At 42.8% G+C, this 18,389-nt stretch carries 16 protein-coding genes and 2 pseudogenes; 11 read left to right on the top strand and 7 right to left on the bottom strand.

The window, feature by feature from the left end; all coding sequences use genetic code 11:
• Positions 1-741: 741 nt before the first annotated feature.
• The gene (locus tag DP117_RS13570) at positions 742-978 is read left to right on the top strand and encodes a hypothetical protein (RefSeq protein WP_169218830.1); all 237 of its coding nucleotides are present in this window, start codon (positions 742-744) and stop codon (positions 976-978) included.
• A 33-nt stretch (positions 979-1,011) separates the two neighbouring features.
• On the opposite strand, the gene cutA is transcribed toward DP117_RS13570, so the two are convergent.
• Positions 1,012-1,317, bottom strand: a complete 306-nt coding sequence (gene cutA, locus DP117_RS13565) for a divalent-cation tolerance protein CutA (RefSeq protein ID WP_169218829.1) — start codon at positions 1,315-1,317, stop codon at positions 1,012-1,014.
• A 166-nt stretch (positions 1,318-1,483) separates the two neighbouring features.
• Positions 1,484-2,050: an NADPH-dependent FMN reductase gene (gene ssuE / locus DP117_RS13560; protein WP_169218828.1), complete on the bottom strand. Its 567-nt coding sequence runs from the start codon at positions 2,048-2,050 to the stop codon at positions 1,484-1,486.
• Between the two features lie 312 nt (positions 2,051-2,362).
• Between ssuE and miaE the strand changes: the two genes are divergently transcribed.
• Entirely contained in the window at positions 2,363-2,962 is a 600-nt protein-coding gene (gene miaE, locus DP117_RS13555; RefSeq protein ID WP_169218827.1) for a tRNA isopentenyl-2-thiomethyl-A-37 hydroxylase MiaE, read from the top strand.
• A 17-nt stretch (positions 2,963-2,979) separates the two neighbouring features.
• Positions 2,980-3,498, top strand: a pseudogene (locus DP117_RS13550) (GNAT family N-acetyltransferase).
• A gap of 24 nt (positions 3,499-3,522) precedes the next feature.
• Here the strand turns inward: DP117_RS13550 and DP117_RS13545 are convergent.
• Complete coding sequence (locus tag DP117_RS13545) at positions 3,523-5,868, bottom strand: cytochrome c peroxidase (protein WP_169218853.1); 2,346 nt, start codon at positions 5,866-5,868, stop codon at positions 3,523-3,525.
• Between the two features lie 255 nt (positions 5,869-6,123).
• Between DP117_RS13545 and DP117_RS13540 the strand changes: the two genes are divergently transcribed.
• Together DP117_RS13540 and DP117_RS13535 are read left to right on the top strand one after the other, a co-directional pair.
• Positions 6,124-6,792 carry a ComF family protein gene (locus DP117_RS13540; protein ID WP_169218826.1) on the top strand — a complete coding sequence of 223 codons (669 nt, stop codon included), beginning with the start codon at positions 6,124-6,126 and terminating at the stop codon, positions 6,790-6,792.
• Between the two features lie 988 nt (positions 6,793-7,780).
• Positions 7,781-8,242 (top strand): PPC domain-containing protein, encoded by a 462-nt coding sequence (locus DP117_RS13535; RefSeq protein ID WP_169218825.1) that lies wholly within the window; start codon positions 7,781-7,783, stop codon positions 8,240-8,242.
• 53 nt (positions 8,243-8,295) lie between these two features.
• Here the strand turns inward: DP117_RS13535 and cobS are convergent, their stop codons facing one another.
• Positions 8,296-9,084, bottom strand: coding sequence for an adenosylcobinamide-GDP ribazoletransferase (gene cobS / locus DP117_RS13530; protein ID WP_169218824.1), 789 nt, complete (start codon positions 9,082-9,084; stop codon positions 8,296-8,298).
• 872 nt (positions 9,085-9,956) lie between these two features.
• Here cobS and DP117_RS13525 point away from each other — a divergent pair.
• The 5 genes and pseudogenes from DP117_RS13525 to DP117_RS13500 all read left to right on the top strand — a co-directional run bounded on the left by DP117_RS13525 (position 9,957) and on the right by DP117_RS13500 (position 12,397).
• Positions 9,957-10,250, top strand: coding sequence for a reverse transcriptase N-terminal domain-containing protein (locus DP117_RS13525; protein WP_248277656.1), 294 nt, complete (start codon positions 9,957-9,959; stop codon positions 10,248-10,250).
• A gap of 37 nt (positions 10,251-10,287) precedes the next feature.
• Positions 10,288-10,377, top strand: a pseudogene (locus DP117_RS36210) (IS607 family transposase); the annotation flags it as partial.
• 70 nt (positions 10,378-10,447) lie between these two features.
• Positions 10,448-11,452 (top strand): RNA-guided endonuclease TnpB family protein, encoded by a 1,005-nt coding sequence (locus DP117_RS13515; protein ID WP_169218852.1) that lies wholly within the window; start codon positions 10,448-10,450, stop codon positions 11,450-11,452.
• A gap of 119 nt (positions 11,453-11,571) precedes the next feature.
• Positions 11,572-11,793, top strand: coding sequence for a transposase (locus tag DP117_RS13505; RefSeq protein ID WP_169218822.1), 222 nt, complete (start codon positions 11,572-11,574; stop codon positions 11,791-11,793).
• 202 nt (positions 11,794-11,995) lie between these two features.
• Positions 11,996-12,397, top strand: coding sequence for a transposase (locus tag DP117_RS13500; protein ID WP_211176091.1), 402 nt, complete (start codon positions 11,996-11,998; stop codon positions 12,395-12,397).
• A 417-nt stretch (positions 12,398-12,814) separates the two neighbouring features.
• Here DP117_RS13500 and DP117_RS13495 read toward each other — a convergent pair whose 3' ends face one another.
• Positions 12,815-13,768, bottom strand: coding sequence for a DMT family transporter (locus tag DP117_RS13495; protein WP_169218821.1), 954 nt, complete (start codon positions 13,766-13,768; stop codon positions 12,815-12,817).
• A gap of 501 nt (positions 13,769-14,269) precedes the next feature.
• Between DP117_RS13495 and DP117_RS13490 the strand changes: the two genes are divergently transcribed.
• On the top strand, positions 14,270-15,370 hold the full coding sequence (locus tag DP117_RS13490) for an amidinotransferase (protein WP_169218820.1): 1,101 nt from the start codon (positions 14,270-14,272) through the stop codon (positions 15,368-15,370).
• 482 nt (positions 15,371-15,852) lie between these two features.
• Here the strand turns inward: DP117_RS13490 and DP117_RS13485 are convergent, their stop codons facing one another.
• Together DP117_RS13485 and DP117_RS13480 are read right to left on the bottom strand one after the other, a co-directional pair.
• A complete protein-coding gene (locus DP117_RS13485) occupies positions 15,853-17,373 on the bottom strand; it encodes a hypothetical protein (RefSeq protein WP_169218819.1) in 1,521 nt (506 codons plus the stop codon).
• A gap of 153 nt (positions 17,374-17,526) precedes the next feature.
• Positions 17,527-17,892 (bottom strand): hypothetical protein, encoded by a 366-nt coding sequence (locus tag DP117_RS13480; protein WP_169218818.1) that lies wholly within the window; start codon positions 17,890-17,892, stop codon positions 17,527-17,529.
• Positions 17,893-18,389 lie beyond the last annotated feature (497 nt).

Genomic DNA, 18,389 nt, shown 5'->3' with positions numbered 1-18,389 from the left:
TTACTATTAGTGAGCAGTAAATATCTTAGTTTATGAAAATCATAAAAGCGAAATCATGAAAGCATTTTCGTTATCAGTACTTAATAGAAATACCATGTATGTCTCCTTTGTCACAAATTAAACGGTATTTTGATGTTTTTACCGTACTTCTTATTCTATAAGAGAGAATACCATAGTTTTGGTATTAAAAAATATAACTTTTGTTATATTTTGATGACACACAACTAACTTGATGTAGCAAAGCTCTTTACTCTTTTGCAGTTGTACGCAAAAGCTCTCATGTCACTACAAACGCATTGCTTATCTTTTTCGTCCGTATTTTTAAAATCAGTAGTAGTTATATATGTTTTGTATTCTTTTAATATACAATTTTTAATATTTTGTAATTTTCTGTGATTGATAATTTGAAGATAAACATCTTTGTTCGTTTTTAATTATCTTTGAATTTTGATAGCGAAGCGTACACGTAGGGCAGAAATTTGTGTCTCCTTTTGGAGGAATTGCGAATTGCGCATGTGGCGTGTCCTCAAAACATAGGGCATACTTTTAATTTGAGTGTAGGAGAGTCAAATTTTGGCGTTCTGACTGTCCCGTCTGGGTGGTTTTAAAAACCCTTATTCTGTCATACTTCGTGTGTCAGTTCTATTTTCTCGTTCACGAGAATAGATGTAAATAAATAATTATTTCACTGAAGATGAGTAGTTAGTTAAGATAAATCAGTTAAACTGTCGTTAAAAAAGAATGAAAGACAAAGAAGAATTTCTTTATCCTCGTAGCCAATACTACGGTCAGAGCAAGCCAGAAAACTTGATATTTAATGCGCATTTGCAAAAATTTGCACAACAAGTTTTTTATATCGTTAACCTTCAGACTGCTGGTCAACTCACTTCAGAAGAAGCATATCAACAAATAGAAGCTCTGTGGGAAGATCTGAAACTTTCCAAAAAGCAGTTAAAAATAGGTGAAACTTCTTTCTAGTTATAGCATAAATATTCACAACACTTTTAGCGATTATAGAGGCACTTCTGCATTTAACCAATCTAGAAATCCTTGATTAACATTTGTGGGAGAAATCTCAGCCATGAAGTTAGTATAAGAAATATTTTGAACAATCACTTGTTCCACTTGTGAGCGATAACCATCTTGAGTTTTGATAATCAATACAATTTCGGGTTCTTCAGTGATTTCTCCTTTCCAGCTGTATACACAGGTAATGGGAAACCAATTGACACAGACTGCTAACTTTTTCTCCAGCAATTCCCGACCAATTTTACGAGCTTCTTCTGGAGTGTTTAGAGTGACATAGTAGATTTTCATGACTTTACTTTATCTTAACTCAGGTTAAATACTCATGATTATTGTATGTCGAGAAGGACACTTGCATGATATTAAGATATTTGTGATGATCACAACAAGAAAGTAGCAGATAAATGTCAGGAGTCATCTACCTGCTACTAGCAAGTGGAAGGAAAGCGGCGACAGATTAATTTTTGTGAGCCAATTCTTTGACACCTGGTTGCAAACTCTTCACAGATTCTGCAAACTCATTGAGAGCTTCTTTCAATCTTTGGTCAATTTCCTCATCAAATTTCACAGTGCCATCTTGTTGTATTTGCAGTTGTTTGTCTATTGCATAAACACCGCCCAAGATGAACCGTGCCTTTAACTCAGATAACACAGGTTTGAGGGCATAATCAATTGCCAACAAATGAGCGAGTGTCCCACCAGTAGCAATAGGTAAAACAACTTTACCTGACAAAGCTCTCTGAGGTAGCAAGTCTAAAAACGCTTTGAGAACTCCTGTATAAGCTGCCTTGTAAACTGGAGTCGCAATAATAATACCATCTGCTCTTTCTATGAGTGCTTTAGGCTGTTCTAAGGCAGGGCTATCGTAACGTCCATAGGCTAAAACCTCAGCAGGGACATCGCGAACCGAGATAATATCTGTTTGGAAGCCCTCTTGTTGCAAAATTTGATTGGAGTATTCCAGAAGAGTGTAGGTTCTGGAAGGATGAGATGGACTGCCAGCAATTGCTAAGATATGAGCCATATTTTTTGAATCTCTTTGCGTTCAAAAGTACTGATCGCTAAGTTTTGGCAAGCCAGTGCTCTTTGGAGGGAAACCCTCCGTACGCGAATGGCGTTGCTGAGTATATACTACGAATGAAATCCCATGAATTGAGCAACTTTTTTGCTTGAGTACGTTCTAAAAGATTTTTTCTTTAAACTACGGTTAGTTTATCAAATAACTGTACTCTTGTGAAGACTCATGAAGATAAGCCTGCAAAAGCGCTTAGTCATTCCCTGATGAATGTTCACGAATCATTTAGGATTGCTATAGAGTGTTTTGTGTCTTTTAACCGTGCTTTCATCTGAGTTACCAATTATCAACGCCCTCAAAACACCCACGAGTTTTGCTTGGGTGGAACAAGCAACATCTAACCTAGACGTTATTCTTCTCGATCACTCCCAGTGCGAACGCAAAGCCGCAGGAGTCGCTGTGAACATGATATTTCGCTATCCTTCCAATGTTAAAATGATTCGGGAGCTAACCAAAATAGCCCGTGAAGAACTAGAACATTTTGAATTGGTTAATCAATGGCTGGAACGCCGAAATATCCCCCTACGTCCTCTACAGCCACCTCCTTATGGTGCTGGTTTGAAAGCACAAATTCGTCCCAAAGAACCTGAACGATTTCTGGATTCTCTGCTAGTGAGTGGTTTAATTGAAGCTCGTAGCCACGAACGCTTGGGATTATTAGCGGCTTACTGTCCTGAGCCAGAATTAGCGAAGTTTTATCACAGTTTAATGGCATCTGAGGCGCGACACTATGGTACTTACTGGGTTCTTAGTGATACTTACTTTGACCGTGAAATTGTCAGGAAACGGCTAGAGGAGTTAGCGGTTGTCGAAAGTGAATTACTCGCAAATCTGCATCCAGAACCTCGCATTCATAGTTAGATATTTCTATTATCTAAATGAAAAATTACTATAAGGATTTTCTCATTCGTGACTGGGAAGAAGGCGATAGCTAGCCCCTTAGGGGGCGCTGCGCAAACGCTGCTGCTGAAGTGATTCGGTCTGTGTTATCAAAATATGGTCTAGGTTGGGAGCCAGACGGTGCAGATCGAGATGTGCTGCAAGTAGAAGAATGCTACTTAGCAGTTGGGGGAGAGTTTTGGGTTATTGAATACCAAAACCAAGTTGTCGGTACTGGAGCATACTACCCCATCAAGCGAGGGGAAAACGCTGTAGAAATAAGCAAAATGTATCTTTTGCCTAGTGTAAGGGGTTTCGGATTGGGGAAATATTTGCTACTTCAGTTAGAAGCAGCGATTGCATCCCGTGGTTTTCAGCAAATTTGGATTGAAACCGCCAGTGTTTTAACCGAAGCTGTCAAGCTGTACGAAAGCAACGGGTATCAAAAAGCAACAGGTGTAGAAACAGCTCGTTGTGACAGAGTATATTTAAAAAAGCCTGGTTTTCCAGGCTTTTGAGAAGTTAGGAACTACGTCAGTTCCTCAAGAGGTTGCCAAGAAGTTCGGCAGAGGATTGCCACCGTTTTGACCAACAGCTGGAATTTCTAACAGAGAATCCGTAGCTTGCGTGATACCGTCATTAGTTTTGACGTTGGAGTCGATGGTGACCGAATTTTGGTTTCCTGGATGTCCGTTAGGAACGAACAGTTGCGGGTGGTCGAAGGGCGCTTTTTGATAGCGGACTCGCTCATCAGTCAGCGCTTTCAAAAAGGCAACCAGCGCCTGTTTATCCTCTGATGACAGGTTCAGCACTCGCAAACCGCCAAAGTCTCCTCCCCGGCTGTAAAAATCAACCACTTGCTCTAGAGTCGCCTGACCACCGTTATGGAAGTAGGGGGCAGTGAGTTCCACATTCCGGAGTCCGGGTGTTTTGAAGGCTCCGTCTGCAACCACCGTTTCACTAGAAGTCAGAGCTGGATTGAGCGTAGGGGGGTCTTCGCCGAGGAGATCTTTAAATTTGCCCTGCTGAGCTAGCCGTACCTCGGAGAGCGGATTGCCCAGCGGATTTCCTGAGTCGTCTTTATCACTCCTATCAAGACCACCCAAACCGAGGTCTTCGTTGTTGGGTCTGACACCAATCCTGAAGAAACCAGTGTCTTCGGCAAGCCCACCGGCTTGCGCAGGCGCACGTGAGATTCGTCCCGTTTGAGCGACATTACTCACTGAAGCGGCGGTCAATTCCGATCCTGCGTGGCAGCCAATACACCCACCTTTGTTCCGATCCTGGAAAATGTCCCACCCCTGCTGTTGCTGGGAAGTCAAAGCGCTAGTGTTACCGGCTAAAAACTTGTCAAATGGTGTATCATCAGACACTAATGTTGATTCGTAAGCCTGAACTGCCAGCCCGAAGAACAGTGAGAAGTTATACTCCATCTGCGTGTATTCGATAGTGCTCAAGCTACGCTTCGGCTTGCGTAGGAAGGTTCGATCGCCAGTAGTTGGATCAACTCGAATGATTATATTAGATTGCCACCACTCAGGTTTGAAGGCGTCCCGGATCAATGCTTCGTAGGACTTTTTCAGACCAAGTTTTGGCGAATTACGCGACGATCTGCTTAAAGAACCTAAAACACTGTCATCATAAGCCACAATCTGCTTCGCAAGGGGCTGTAGGGCAAGTAGCTTCTTACCGAGCTTCCTACCGATCCTTCGCAAAGGCGTAGGACTTGATGTCGAAGGTTGTTGCCTTGAGGAATCAGCGGTGTCGGTAGTGCTTTGGCTGTTTTGGGACGCTTGCGAATCAGAGTTATTGTCAACTCTCTGACCTTGGGTGTTAGTAACACTAACCGTATCGTTTGCTTCAGACTCCTGAGCAATCAACGGTGCGAAAGTGTCGTTTTCAAACGCCGTCTCCAAGGCATTGAGCGGTGGTCCCACCGCCTGTGAAGCTAGAGACGAATTATTGAGACTGACTCGCACATCTTCCAGCCGCCTTGAACTGGTTGCTTTCAAAATAAAAGCATTCTTGTCTCTCAACCCCAAGGGATTCACCCCGTTGAAGGTGTTCTGAGCTAGTCCGTCCCAAAAGTTACGAAAGTTGAACACGGCGTTGATCACCGACGGTGAATGGCGAGGCGTCACTTGACGTACGTTCGTGCCATTGACATTGAAGACATCATCCTTCAAAGGCGTCACTTTGTCTTTGTCACTGCCAGGATTGACGTCAACAAATTCTGACCTAAAGACCCCTTGAGAGCCAGTGACGTCATTACTGTCGGACAGAACGCTCGATGATCTATTATTTGGATCTGCCAGTTTATGGAATGGGTAATCTGTTGCTGTCAACTGGTAGTTAGGACGGCCTCCCGTATTGAATGTTGTATCTATTTGATCTGGGTCAATCCGACCTGGGTTAATCTGGTTTTTGGATCTGTTGTCTGCTCCCGCATGAAAGTGACAACTGGCACAGGACTGGATACCATCGCTTCCAAGCTGCATATCCCAGAAAAGAGATTTTCCTAGGGCGATCGCACTTACCTTGTCTTTAATGAAATCCCCGACATTATCTGGTTGCGGAACCTTTACCTGACTTAGCCCAGACAGCCCACTCACTTGCGCCGATACACTGTGTCCGGCGATGATTGCAGCGGTCAAAAGCGTGGCGATCGCCGCGCCTCTTTTCATACTCCTAAACCATTTGGATGCTAGGTGGGTGAATTTACTTAGCATCTGAGCTGCCCAGATGGCAGTAATTTGTATTCTTTGTGAGAGCCTTGATAGCAGATGGATAAAAAGGGAAGCAGAAGAACTTTCCCTTCTCCTACTTGCCTGAGTTGTCTCCTCTAACTCAGGCAACTCGCTATGGCTACTTTTTCTAGCATTGCTCATTGTTTTTCTGTTTTTCTGGTTTTTTGCCAAAATTTGAGTCAATTTATGCTAGATTCTGTTGCAACAACATGTGCTGCTTTAAACAGGGTTTCTAGAACCATTATCAAGCCATATGAAACAAAGTATGGCTCTAGTTACTTCTCAAGCTCAGTACAGCGATTTTACGCAAGGTACCAATTATTTCTTACAAATCTTTACATTTAGACATTCTGAGCCAAAGTATTAGTCAAAGTAAAAGGTAGTTATTAACCCTAGATGAAAAACTGGACTCAAAATTTTAAAGACTTACTCAACCTTTTTCTACAATCCAACTGCCCTCTTTGTCAGCGTCCGACTTCCCAGGACTTGTGTCAAAACTGTAATAGACAGTTGCAAAAATGTCACCTAAAAGACCCCACATATCTGTGGAAAGACCCCTTACCAGTGTTTGCTTGGGGGGCGTATGGGGGGATTCTTAAACGGGCGATCGCTGCAATGAAATACGAAAATCAACCCCAAATTGCCCGTTCTTTGGGTCGATCATTAGGAGAAGCATGGCTATTACATTCACCTATGTCCGATAAAGTTGTGGTTGTTCCGATTCCACTCCACCCTAACAAGCAAAAAGAGCGTGGATATAACCAAGCTGCATTGATAGCAGAAAGTTTCTGCGAAACGACTGGATTAAAATTAAAACAGAATGGTTTGGCAAGAGTGCGAGCAACTGAAGCACAACATTCTTTGTCAGCCTCAAAGCGAGCAAAAAATCTAGCTGAAGCTTTTGATATAGGAAAAGATTTTCGTCGCTGCCCAGAAATTCCAGTGCTTTTAGTCGATGACATTTATACGACAGGTGCCACTGCTATGTCTGCTATGCAAACACTCAATCAAGCTGGTATGAAAGTTGTGGGGTTAGCAGCAACTGCTCATACATTGAAAGGGTAGTGTTGTCAAGCCTACACTTGTCCAGAGGTATGGTGCTGAAAATTGAAGAAGAATCATTCAAAAGAATCCAGGAGGAGCATAGACGTGCTTCTGCTGTTGACTCCTGCGTTCTTTTGGTAGATTGTTTTGAATTTTGAATTCAAAATTGTTATCCCACGCCCTGTCACTAATTGACGTACTCCCCGGCATAAATGCACGGGGATTCTTAAAAGATGTTACGAATCGGACTAAAGTCGCGCTTCTTCACCTTTGTTCCTGTCTCTTAGGCTCTTAACTAGATCCTCAACCCGTGTCTCACATCCCCGCCAGACCCTCCGGGTTCGCCAGTCGCCTGACGCCACATTCTTCAACGGGGGGAACCCCCGCACAGAAGTGGCACATGAGGGAAACCCTCCCGCAGCGCTGGTCTCACCGCCTCCACAGGCAACTTATTTACCCTCCACCGAAGCGTCCCTCCCCAGAGCTTTCCACAAGGCGAACCAATTAAACAATTGGCTACGTTTCTGCCCTCGGAGTCCAGTTATGGATATCCTGCATAGGTCGTCACCCCTACCTGTGCGCTTAATTAATATTGTCGCAGATTTTTCTTTTTTGTTGCCAAATACCTGAAAGAGAAACGGCGGACTAAAGTCCTCCGTGTCGAGTTTCATCCGACGCAAAGTCAGCGAAAAATTCGGGCAACCTTTGTAATGTTTATCTGTCTTTCAAGTCGGGTACTCGTTGTAATAAGGAGCCAGTGCGTTGCCAAGAGTTGTTTGAGCGGAGGTTTCCTCCGATCAAAGCTATGCCCTACGGGCACGCTGCGCTATCGGGGGGTTCCCCCCGTTGTAGCACCTGGCGTGTTGCCCGAATTTTTTACGTGTAAGACCCCCGCCCCTCCTTAAAAGGCAGGGGTTCTCACTCTCCCGCTATGCCTTGATAGGCAAATTCTACTTAATAAAACTATAATTAACCAGATGACTCTGTTTTTGTGGAAATAATCTTTGGGATGATCAATAAGGGTCTGGCTGTGGGATTGAAACAAGTTACAATCATTCCTGCCACGTTACTAGCAATTGCTATCAGTACAACAGCAGCATTTGCTCAAGCTAATAAATTTTATAATCCAATGCCTATACCTGTTGGTAATGAACTGACTGATACACTCTCTGACAAAGACATTCCCACAGGTCAAGGCGGATTTGCCCGTGATTACATGGTGAAGTTAAATAAGGGCGATAATCTGGTAATTGATCTAGTCTCTGAGAGTTTTGACTGTATGATCACACTGCTGGCACCCAATGGAACAACACTGGCAGAAAATGATGATGGTCCTGATGGTACCAGCAATTCCCTACTTTTTACCCGCGTAGCAGAAACAGGTCATTATGTCATTCGCGTCCGGTCTTTTGGAGAAACTGGAATTGGAACTTTTAAACTGAAGGTGACACGGCTACAACCAGCTAAATAAAATTATGAGTTGTAAATTATTGCAAATTTTTCAACCACAAAACTTTTTGATAGTTATAATTCATACTTTTCTAAAGCAGTGAGCATACAAAGAAATAAAGCTTCAGTCCACTCAACAACTGCGCCGTAGGTATCTCCTGTATGTCCACCTAATTTATAGTGAAACCAGGCACCAGTTAGAGTGGCGATCGCACTTCCAGCAAGTATCGTTGCTAAAGCAGTCAATAAACGCTGTTTATCGAACACGACTTGTAAAGTACTTAAACCTATCATCAATAACAATCCTGGTAACAAATCTTCATAAGAACAAATGGCTTGTTTGTGAAATGCGCCTTTACCAGTTGCTTTTAGGTAAGGATACCGAAAAATTGCTACTTGTTGACCCCAGCGTCCCCACCCACAAGCAGCCATCAAAATCAACCAACGGTTTTTCCCTAAATCTGTCAAAGCTGCTGTTTTCATTAACACTAAAACTATTGCTACCATTGCGCCAAATGCACCTGTCGCACTATCTGCCATAACCTCCAGTCGGCGTTTTGGATCACCTACTGCTAAGCCATCCGCAGTATCCATTGCTCCATCTAAATGCAATCCACCAGTCATCGCAATCCAAAGACATACCACCAGAACGCTACGAGTCAGTGTCGGCACACCCAAAGAAATCATGCCAGTATCAAATAGCCCTAAAATTCCCCCAATGATTAACCCTACCTGTGGAGCGAGCCGGGATACCCTCCTAAAGTATAACCCCTTGACATACGGCAGCGGTATAATAGTATAGAATGTCACAGATGATCCTACGTCCAACAGTAGTTGTTTCCACCACTGGTCATGGTTAGTCATGTTTATCGCATTTAGCAAAGAGTTGTTGTACTTTCTTCTTTATACAGTTATCAGTTATCAGTTTCATCACTTGAGTAACTGTCCCTCCATCATACGTAGGCAGGACTGTGTACTGTTTTACTCAATTTTTGCCAAGTTAATTCAATTACGTATAGGCATTGAGCCGAGATACGTGTAAGTGCGATTCGTTCTGGAGAAACCCATAACCTGGGGGGATTCCAGGCATTGATAGAGTAACCAATCCAGATTGAGTCCGCACTTTAATCCTCTATCGATGACAACTTGATATCCATGTAGGTGAAGTGAGTAACCTAGAAAACTAAACCCTACCGCCCTGGTGCGGGGTTGAAAGCACATAAACTACCAATAATGGTAGCCCCTACGGAGGCGACCGACTATCAAATTCGTAAAGCGGGGATGAAAGCGGTTAATGGTGGTAATTGCTGAAAGCGCCAACCGCAAGCAAGAGTTCATGGGGAGAGTAAGCGAAATGTCGCCCTCGCCATCGTCATATCTCACCAAGGGATATAAGCTTGTGTTTCGGACACACCAAGGGAGCGGAAATAACCGATAGGGTAAGGACTGTTAGGTTCTTGCAACCGAAACAGCGCACTTCCTAGACCCCCGGTGGATAGGCATCCCCGCGCATACTCAAAACAATGGATATCAGGAACGAAGTAACCCAAATTATAGCTCCTATGGCGGTCGATACATAGGTAGGCGGTCAGGCTAAAAGCTCTATTTGGGAGGGATGGGTTAAGAAGCAAACGCCCAAACCGAAGTAACGGTTAAAGCCCCAAAAGGGATGGAGTAATGTCCGGGATAAGCAGACGTAACCCGCAATGTGGATAGAGCTAGGGGTGTAAGTAGTAATGAATACGCCTAAGTCAGATTTCATCGAGAATACTGAGGGATGGAGAAGTATTAATTGGCGCAAAGTCGAGAAATACGTCTTTAAGTTGCAAAAACGCATCTACGCCGCTTCACGTTGTGGTGATCTCAAGCGAGTCCGTAAACTTCAGCAAACATTAATGAGGTCATGGTCGAATAGGTTACTAGCGGTTAGAAGGGTAACACAAGACAATACTGGTAAAAAGACACTTCAAAAATGGGGAGGGTTCCAAGCCCCACGATTCATCATGGGGACTAGACGAGTTATCGTATAAACCCTCCCCATTTTTGATACGTGTAAGACCCCGTGACCAAGAGTTAACAGAAGATTTGATGTCAATCATTCACTGCTTTAGTTGCAGGCTGTACGGACTACGTCGCTATAAAAAAGAGATAAAAAAGATGGTTTATGAATCCGGAAAACCGTTGCCTTAGCTATGTATAATCTACTATATTACTAAGGAGAAATCCCATGTTCGCCGTCAAGCGTAGGTTAAAGCTGAATAACAAAGAAAAGACCTTCTTTAATGGTTGTGCTGGTTATTCTCGCTTTGTCTACAACTACCGACTGGGATTATTCACCGAGTATCGTCGAGATGGCGGCACTGGGGGTAATACAAAAGTATTAGATACTATCAAGAAAGTATTCACCAACCACACCAAGAAGACCCATAAATATCGCTGGTGTAATGACTACTCATCTCGTATCTACTCCAATGCGTTTATTGCCTTGAAAAAGGCATTTATTAACTGGCGTGAAGGTAGAGCACAAGCTCCTAAATTCAAGAAACGCAAAGATGGTAAGTCATTCACCGTTGATGCTTGTAATGGCAAAGTATTGCTTGAAGCCGGTAACAAAATCAAGATACCTACTCTTGGCACATTTCGGCTCCATGAACCATTAGATTGTAGTTATGTGTCCCAAACATTCACCCTAAGCGAACAAGCAGGTGAATGGTATGTATCTTTTGCGCTTTGTGCTGAAAAATTACCCATTCCAAGTCATAATAAGTGGGAAAGATGTGGCGTAGATTTGGGTGTTAAATGCTTTGCTACGGTTCATACCCATGAGTTGGGTGACAATGTATATGAATCGCCACAACCTTACAAGAAAGCGAAAACCAAGCTTAGACGACTTCAGTGGCGCAATAAAAACAAGGTATTGGGAAGCAAGTGGATTGATGATCCAAACTTAGGCAAGCGCAAAAAAATATATATCGTGCCGTCTAATAACGCCAAGAAATATTTCAAGCGACTTGCTAGAACTCATGGCAGAATTTCTAACGTTAGAAACGATTTTTTGCACAAAAGCTCAACTGAACTTGCTACATGTCACAGCGTTATTCGCTTAGAAGACTTGAACGTCAAAGGGATGATCCAGTTTGGCAAGTTATCATCTGCTATTACTGATCAAGGCTTTGGGGAATTTCGACGTCAACTGGTCTACAAAGCGGCGTTGGGCTGGTGGTCGAGTTGAGTTGGTTGATAGGTTTTATCCATCATCAAAGAAGTGTTCTAGCTGCGGTTTCGTGAACCTATCCCACTAATGCCGAAATATGATAATCTACTTCTCGTATGAGAAGGGTGTGTCTGTGTATGGCTGGGCGTTTTGAAGGATTGACTGACCTAGAATGGAAACTATTTGAGGATATATTTCCCGAAGAACCATCCAAACGTGGAAAAGGAATGCCTCATGCTCCATATCGTTATGTATTAAATAGTCTGTTGTACATCCTGATTACAGGGTGTCGATGGTGTGACTTACCACATGGGGGTACATGGGCATCAAAAAGTTCATCTCGACGCATTGTCCCCTAGAAATTGAGCCAGCCTTATAACAACGAGTACCCGACGGAAGCCGACAGATCAACAAACCAAGGCTGGCTCAATTTCTTACGTGTTAGACCCCGTAACCGATGGTTAAAGCGATGGCGCTCAGATGGAACATTTGAATATATACAAGGGCGTGTATTAGCGATCGCTGATGAGAGGGGGCTGATAAACTGGGACTTTGGGGCTGTTGACGGCTCTTTTTCCCCCTGGAAAGGGAGGAGGTGAAGAAGTTAAGTATGGGGGCAAAGGTAAAGGTGTTCTTATTCACACCCTTACTGAAGGTAATGGAATGCCTTTGGCTAACTCCACAACCCCAGCCAATGGTAATGAGAGAGAACAAGTATTACCTCTGCTTGATAAAGTAAAACTTAAAACTTTGAAACCTGGCAGACCGCGTAAAAAACTCAAGGTACTGGCTGCTGATAAAGGTTACGACTCAAAGGAAAAACGTGCTGCTCTACGTAAGCGGGGTATTCGACCCCAAATACCAAAACGGGTATGGAAAACCAAGAAAAATAGAGGTAGACCAATTAAAATCTCCGTTCCAAGATTTCAACAGGAACGTTGTTTTGCGCTGTGTTCAACGTAAATACCGTCGTCTAGCCGTTCGTTGGGAACGTCAAAAAGTATATTTTGATGCATTCATTGACCTTGCTACTATTCATATCTGGATTCAAAGGATCTTATTAGTGGGATAGGTTCACAGATGGTGAAAAACTGGTATCTGGAATCAAATCTTAGAAAAACTACAGGCGATCGCCTATGTCCTGCCGCAGGAGATAGGCGATCGCCAATTAGACTCCCCGTATAATTTAGTTTGAAATTCTTCTTTTTAAAGAAAGAAAACTTATATTTCTTGAAAGAGGTTCAAAAACTGCAATGATAAGGAATGTGCTTCCACCCTTACCTTCGATGAGTAAGTATGGGAATGGCTAACGCCACGCAAGCCAACACAACTCAAATAGGACTGCTATAGTATAGGTTTTATTTCACTATGAATTTTTATTTAATGTTTGACACCTTCACCAGTTTGAGCGAGATAAATGCCCAATAAAACAATAAAAAAAGCTATCCAGTTGAGCCAATTTAACTTTTCTTGAAAGACGACCCAAGCAAGCACAGCCGCAATGATAGGTTGTAGTAACATGAACAGAGAAACAAATCCTGATGAAAATTGTTTCAGTTGATAGATAAAAATGATAGAAGCAATCACTTGGCAAAGAATACTTAGACAAATGATATTTACCCATCCCAACAGTGAAGTTGGAAAAACTTGATTTTCAAAAAAGAGTACAAATGGGAGGAGTAGGAGACTTGAAAGGATACAATACCACAGTGATAGGGTCAATGCTGAAAATTGAGATCGGAGTTTTTCCGTAATCAAGAAGTAACCAGCATAGACGACAGCAGAGAATAAAGCCCAGGCATCACCTACAAGGTTTTCGGGAGAAACTTGTAAATCTTGAATTCCAATAGCGATCGCCCCACCCAAAGCAACAGTCATCCCCATGATAAACTTCAGATCAAAGCGTTGACCTAAAAATAGCCACCCTCCAAGAACAGCAAAAACTGATGGTAAGTTATGGAGTAGATTAGAATTGGCAACAGTGGTTCGAGTCAAAGAGAAAGCCCAAGTTACTAAACACGCTTCTCCAAAAATAACCGCGGTTAGTAGAATAGCTAGAGTGCTAATAGTAATTGGCTTTGACTCTTTTGGCGATGACAAATCGCTCTTATGTCTGTCCAATAATACTTTTACTCCTTGCCAGAATAAGAAGACGATACCCGCTATTAATTCACGATTAAAAACTGTTGCATTAGCTCCAAGCTCGTTTTCACTCAATCTCGTAAAAATTGGATCTAAAGATACGAGCAATACTGCTATCAATAACAAAACCAAATCCAGAATTATTGGAGTGGTTTTTACTTGATGTTGTGAATTTTCAAGAACATTAGTCATTCTTTTTTTATCTGTTTATTATCAATCATGATATGGCTGGGCAAATATAATATTGCTCAGCAACACCTGGGCCGGAACAGTACTACACTAGCTAAGTCAACCTGCTCGAACTAATGGGAAATTAGAGTTTTTAAACCTACATAGGTGGTTCTTATCGCTGTACCCTTAAACTAGCGACTAAAAGTCGCTAGTACAAGCATGAAGTTCCACTTATGAAACATCTTCAAAAGAAGCATTTTCATCTTGGAGAATGACTGAGCAAAATTATTTTGACAAAAGGATGAAATTAATTGTATGCCTTTATTGTGTGTTTCACAATATTACAATATAAAGCAGTCGTAAATCATGCGTGAGAAATAAAAAAGCTAAAAAGGCTGTACAAGCATGCTTTGAGACTCTATAAATTTTCACAGTTCATATAGTAGGATTGCTATATCTGATCAGTTCCCTTGAATAGTCTCTCAAAAGGAACTAGTACTTTGTTCTTAAATTTACCTAATCATGGAGCAGAATCATAGTTCACAATTAACAGAACCAGCAACACCTGTTGTCAACTCATTCAATGAATGGGATCCTCTAGAGGAAGTGATTGTTGGTCGATTGGATGGTGCAGTAGTACCACCTTGGCATGTAACAATCAAGGCAACAATGCCAAGGCGTTATTGGGATTTTTTTCGGTGCAAAGGTGGTCAGCTATTCCCAGAAGAGCAAGTAAAAGCAGGAGAAAAAGACCTTGAAGAACTCGTTCACATTTTGGAATCAGAAGGTGTAACAGTTCGTCGTCCTGATGCTATCAATTATACTCGCCCTTATGCAACCCCAGACTGGGAAAGTCCAAGTGGTCTCTACGGAGCAATGCCAAGAGATGTGATGATGGTAATTGGGGATAAGCTGATCGAAGCTCCAATGCCTTGGCGATCTAGATACTTTGAAATTAATGCCTATCGCTCACTGATCAAAGAGTATTTTCATCAGGGTGCTCAATGGATTCCTGCACCCAAACCCCAACTGTGCGATGAACTATACAACTATCAATATGAAGAAGCAGGTGAGGATGAAGAATTCAATTCTTCACTGACTGAATTTGAACCAGTATTTGATGCGGCTGAGTTTACCAAATGTGGTAGAGATATCTTTGTGCAACAAAGTCAAGTTACCAATCGTTTTGGCATAGAGTGGGTACGCAGATGTTTGGGAAATGAGTACAAAATCCATGAACTCAAGTTTAAGGATCAATCAGCAATGCACATTGATGCAACGTTTGTGCCTCTAGCTCCTGGTAAACTCTTAATACATCCAAAAAAAGTGGAAAAAGTTCCGGAAATGTTTAAAAGTTGGGATGTGCGAAAAGCTCCTGAATCCTGTATTCCTGACAGTCATCCTCTTTATATGAGTTCTAAGGGAGTAGGCATGAATCTTTTGACGCTCGATGAGAACAGAGTCATCGTTGAAAAGCAAGACGAAGCAATGATTAAACTGATGAAAGATTTGGAATTTGAGCCAATTACTTGCAATTTTCGTAACTTTAATACCTTTGGCGGTTCTTTTCATTGTGCAACGCTAGATGTGAGAAGAAGAGGAACACTTCAATCGTATTTTTGATCTTCCATTTTGGAGAAAGTGGCACAGAGGAGTTTAGTCTCTATGCCAAATTTTGCTCCCATTTTAAATCTGTACTTGTTGCAGCTACTATAAATATTCTCAATAAAAATCTGACGCAGTGATTGAAATCACTCGAAATGCGGCGGTTTTTAGCTACACCTTTACTAAGTATTGGTTGCCTAATTTCATCAATAGTTACATTTTGGGATTGAATTGGTCGCGCCACTTCGATTACTTCTTGAGCATCGGTTAGCCGCGAATCTTCAGTTTTTTTTTGTAACTCCGACTCAAGCCTATCTAAAGCGTTGAAAATGGTTTCTAACGCTATTGAACAAAACCACTAAATTCTAACCTGTCACAGATGGTGATTATGTGGTCAATTTGCAGCACAACCGCAGCCTTTGGAGGCTGCGATTAATCTTCCACCGGAAATCTTTGAAATTTAGATGCAGCAAGGGTTTTCAGACCCGGAATGCTGGTTTTTACACGTATCTCGGCTCAATGCCAGAAGGAGCAACCACCTCTAACATTCCAAACCGTGCAGGACCTGCGGAACCGTCGGGATTTTTGAGGAGGAGCGATCGGTTGCCAAGGGGTGCATCTGGTGCCGCAGTAATGGTTAGGGTAAAAGTTTGGGAATCTTTTTGAAAACCCGTTATTTGCGCGGTGACGCCAGGTGCATCCACAAACTCAATTGTGGCATTCTCTTTGCTATTCACAGCCTTGAGGGCAACATTCTCAATCGTCGTTCCTTGCTTGATTCTCATATTCAAATTGGAACGCTCGCCGACTGTGAGTAACTCTGATTCCCGCAGGACGGCAGGATAAGGCAAATTATTGCTGGCGACACGCCCATAAGACTTAGGAGGGGTCTGTTGGGGGATACCTTCACCGATGACGGCTATTTGAAGGGTTTCTGCGATTTGAGCGCCGTACTCGATTGGGAATCCACCAATCGAGATGTCGCTGACCGTAAAGCCTAGTTCTGGTGGTACTTCGTAAACGGCATGAAGAATCAAATCGTAAGCTTCTCCAGCTTGGCGCTTGCGACCGCGAATTACTTTCCAATAGTCGGACGGCTTGGCATCGTCGGGCGCGTCGAAGGGGAGCTCGTAAGTGCCGAAATTGGGTTCTTGGATATAAAGCCCTATAGGGTTTTTGAGAGTCACTCTCACGCCGGAACGCACTAAATCGTTAACCCTTGCACTAATGAAGGGATCGCTATTGCGGTTGCCAGTGGCATGCAGACCCCAGTTAACGAGTTGGCTCGCATCAGTGATGGGATGTCCTTGTTCGTCCTGTCGCAGTATCGTGGACTGCGCTCCTAAGAACATGGCACCATACTGGTAGTTGAAATTGCCAATCAAATGAGCTAAACCATTGGTTGACTTATCATTCCACTTATTGAGTTCGTTGTAAGCTGGTCGTCCGGTCTGAGGATCGATTATCGGATTACGGCTACTGTCCCGCAGATACAAATCCTCTAGTTTGACTTGCTCGCTAACGAGTTGTTTGTAGAGGCGCAACACGATATGAGGAGCGACATCCCACAGGGCATACCAGTACTCTCGGGTTTCGCTGGTTAATGAAACTTTCGTAATTTTCCCCTCGGCATTGCGGGTAACGCTCCACTCGGCGTACTCATCCTGCCAACCGCGAGGACCTGGGGGGTAGTAGTTGGGATCTGGCACTCCATTATCAGCATATTCCCAATGCTTGCGCCGACCCGCCTCAGGCTTCTCGAACTTAATGCGGTTGGGATAAGCTGTCCAGGTGATGGGAACTGTTGCCGCTTCCTTGGGAACCTCGGTTGTTCGAGGATTGTAATAATCGGTGAGGGTGGGTTGATTCGTGAAATTCCAAGGCTCATTTTGTAGGAGTCGCTCGGTCATACGATTGACGTCTTCGTTCCAGCGCGATCGCAGCAGTTGTTCAAGTTGTTCTTCGCCAGGTTGAAAATCATTCTGAAACCCTGGCAGATCGAATCTAAAGTTGTTAGCCATTTGCTTGTTCTCAATTTTACTGTGGGAGTTTGGGAGTTTAGCCGCTAAACTCAGTGGCAGCTAAACTCAATTGTATTTCGATATACAAGAGATTCGTTAGATTTTAGAAAAAATACTATGCAGATCTTATTCCCGTAAAAAGCCGTGGGAGTATCAAAGCTGAATTTTAATAGGCTCTTGCCCGTCCACAAAACTGTACTCAATTTCTTTTGTGTTTACCCGCATGTAACTTTTTGTGGGCAATTTCAATTGCGATTCTTCAAGGTTTAGCTCTTGCACAATCTCTGCAAGTAAACCTTTTGGTGAATCATCTACTTCTAACAAGACTTCTTCATTGTCAATAATCTTGTTTAATTCATCGGACAACTTTTGCTCAAAGGCGTTAATTTGTGGATCGTTTAGAAGAAGATTTTGATTCTGTAGCATTTTGTCCAAATGCGTGTCGCCAGTGCGATGTTCTGGCGCTTCTCTTAACGCATCCGCCCAAATTTTCGCTGCGGTTGTTGCTGCAATTCTCATAATTTTTTGTCTTGTTTTTAACTGTTTCTGTGTAAATGATTTCGCCTGTCCACTGACAAAAGCTTGTAGGTATTGGGCTTCGCATTGCTCGACACCTACCTACAAGCTCGAACGATTGCTCGCTTAATTTCTAGTGGGACTTAAACATTTTTGAGTGAAAAACAAGCCTCAAACCCATGCAGGGTAAGGGAAATACACCAAATGCTCAAAAATGGCGCAAACCCAGATCTATCAACAAACCAAGTAAAAGCATGTCAAAGTCTCTCTGTATTTAGATTTGAGCCTTTTTTCTGGGTGTTTTTTGTCTAAGTCCCGCTAGAGCGCTGGTCTAGTAATCATGATACCGGATTAGCAAGACAAAATGAGTAAATACAAGAGTTGCAAAGCTGGTAGTTAAGTTAAGTTTTAAGCTAATGTACTTTTAATTTGCATAATCGAAGGTGGACAAGATGATCATTCCACAAGGGTTGGAAGCTGTAACTTGATTTCTGTACACA

The organism is Brasilonema sp. UFV-L1 (assembly GCF_012912105.1).
Taxonomy (GTDB): domain Bacteria; phylum Cyanobacteriota; class Cyanobacteriia; order Cyanobacteriales; family Nostocaceae; genus Brasilonema.
The sequence above is the reverse complement of the archived record's forward strand: the minus strand, read 5'-3'. Positions and strand labels throughout refer to the sequence as shown.

What these genes read in the sequence shown, in the direction of transcription:
- DP117_RS13570 (WP_169218830.1), top strand. Translation starts at nt 742, where the DNA reads ATGAAAGACAAAGAAGAATTTCTTTATCCTCGTAGCCAATACTACGGT.
- cobS (WP_169218824.1), bottom strand. Translation starts at nt 9,084, where the DNA reads ATGACTAACCATGACCAGTGGTGGAAACAACTACTGTTGGACGTAGGA.
- DP117_RS13515 (WP_169218852.1), top strand. Translation starts at nt 10,448, where the DNA reads ATGTTCGCCGTCAAGCGTAGGTTAAAGCTGAATAACAAAGAAAAGACC.
- DP117_RS13495 (WP_169218821.1), bottom strand. Translation starts at nt 13,768, where the DNA reads ATGACTAATGTTCTTGAAAATTCACAACATCAAGTAAAAACCACTCCA.
- DP117_RS13535 (WP_169218825.1), top strand. Translation starts at nt 7,781, where the DNA reads ATGATCAATAAGGGTCTGGCTGTGGGATTGAAACAAGTTACAATCATT.
- DP117_RS13525 (WP_248277656.1), top strand. Translation starts at nt 9,957, where the DNA reads ATGAATACGCCTAAGTCAGATTTCATCGAGAATACTGAGGGATGGAGA.
- ssuE (WP_169218828.1), bottom strand. Translation starts at nt 2,050, where the DNA reads ATGGCTCATATCTTAGCAATTGCTGGCAGTCCATCTCATCCTTCCAGA.
- DP117_RS13540 (WP_169218826.1), top strand. Translation starts at nt 6,124, where the DNA reads ATGAAAAACTGGACTCAAAATTTTAAAGACTTACTCAACCTTTTTCTA.
- DP117_RS13505 (WP_169218822.1), top strand. Translation starts at nt 11,572, where the DNA reads ATGGCTGGGCGTTTTGAAGGATTGACTGACCTAGAATGGAAACTATTT.
- cutA (WP_169218829.1), bottom strand. Translation starts at nt 1,317, where the DNA reads ATGAAAATCTACTATGTCACTCTAAACACTCCAGAAGAAGCTCGTAAA.
- DP117_RS13485 (WP_169218819.1), bottom strand. Translation starts at nt 17,373, where the DNA reads ATGGCTAACAACTTTAGATTCGATCTGCCAGGGTTTCAGAATGATTTT.
- DP117_RS13490 (WP_169218820.1), top strand. Translation starts at nt 14,270, where the DNA reads ATGGAGCAGAATCATAGTTCACAATTAACAGAACCAGCAACACCTGTT.
- DP117_RS13545 (WP_169218853.1), bottom strand. Translation starts at nt 5,868, where the DNA reads ATGAGCAATGCTAGAAAAAGTAGCCATAGCGAGTTGCCTGAGTTAGAG.
- DP117_RS13480 (WP_169218818.1), bottom strand. Translation starts at nt 17,892, where the DNA reads ATGAGAATTGCAGCAACAACCGCAGCGAAAATTTGGGCGGATGCGTTA.